Source organism: Roseibaca sp. Y0-43 (assembly GCF_020667835.1).
Taxonomy (GTDB): domain Bacteria; phylum Pseudomonadota; class Alphaproteobacteria; order Rhodobacterales; family Rhodobacteraceae; genus Roseinatronobacter.
The window spans coordinates 1-1221 of sequence record NZ_JAFMPR010000038.1; the positions used below are offsets into that span (position 1 = coordinate 1).

Sequence of the window (1221 nt, forward strand, 5' to 3'; positions counted from 1 at the left end):
TTGGGGTGATGTATCCGAGCGGCGCAAGCAGGCGTTCCTTGTTGAACCAATCGACCCATTGCAGGGTTTCCCACTCGACCTGATCTTTGGACTTCCATGGCCCCAGCCGATTGATGACTTCGGTTTTGAACAGGCCGATGATCGTCTCAGCCAACGCGTTGTCATAGCTGTCGCCGACGGTGCCAACGGAAGGCTCCAGCCCCGCATCTGCCAGTCTCTCGGTGTATTTGATCGACACGTATTGGCTGCCGCGGTCAGAGTGATGGATCAGCTTCTCAGCAGGCCTGCGCGCATGGATCGCCTGTTCCAATGCGTCCAGGACAAACTGCGTGTCCTGCGTCGTCGAGGCCTTCCAGCCCACGATCCGATTGGCAAAGGTGTCGATGACGAAGGCCACATAGACGAACCCACGCCAAGTCGAGACGAACGTGAAGTCGGACACCCAAAGCTCATTTGGCATTGAAGCCCGGAATTGTCTGTTCACCTTGTCCAAGGGGCATTGATCTACAGGCTGGCCGTGGGTGGTCTTGATCTTCTTGCCGCGCCGAACGCCTTGAATACCAAGCTGGCGCATCAAACGCTCCACGGTGCAGCGAGCGACTTCAATCTTCTCGCGTTTCATCGCATGCCACAGTTTGCGTGCGCCATAGACAGACCGGTTCTTCTCCCAAACGTCCTGCATCTCTTTGCGCAGATACGCATCGCGCTTGGCCCGATCCGATGCCCGGTCAGGGTCGCGCTCGATGGCAAGGCGTTCGTAGAAAGTGGATGGAGCGATTTGCAGAACCCGGCACATCGGCTCGACCCCATGCACGCTTCGGTGCTCTTTGATAAAGGCAATCATTTGCGAAACGGGCGGTCGAGCTCCGCCTGAGCAAAATAAGCGGATGCCTTCTTCAATATCTCATTTGCCTGACGCAGCTGCCGGTTCTCGCGCTCAAGTTCTTTGATGCGATCCCGTTCAGCCGTTGTCAGACCATCGCGCTTGCCGGTGTCGGTCTCATGCTGCTTGACCCAGATCCGTAGACTGTCCCTGCTGCATCCAACCTTCTGCGAAATCGACAATATCGCTGCCGACCTGCTCGCGTATTCGCTCTCGTGATCCAGCACCATCCGCACCGCTCTGGCGCGCAGTTCCTCTGGATAACGTGTTCCGTTCTTCATCTTTCCCATGACCCAGTATCCTTACTTCTGGGTCTCCGGCAAACAAGGGGCGGTTCA

General features: G+C 56.9%; 1 protein-coding gene and 1 other annotated feature. The gene reads right to left on the bottom strand.

Annotated elements, in window-relative coordinates:
* A protein-coding gene (locus J1C52_RS14990) for an IS3 family transposase (protein WP_227428732.1) occupies window positions 1–1164 on the bottom strand; the annotation gives its coding sequence in 2 pieces (ribosomal slippage) (window positions 1–879 and window positions 879–1164; 1165 coding nt annotated over the 2 pieces). This gene is flagged as partial in the annotation.
* Window positions 770–886: a sequence feature (AL1L pseudoknot), on the bottom strand. It overlaps the preceding gene by 117 nt.
* Window positions 1165–1221: the final 57 nt, after the last annotated feature.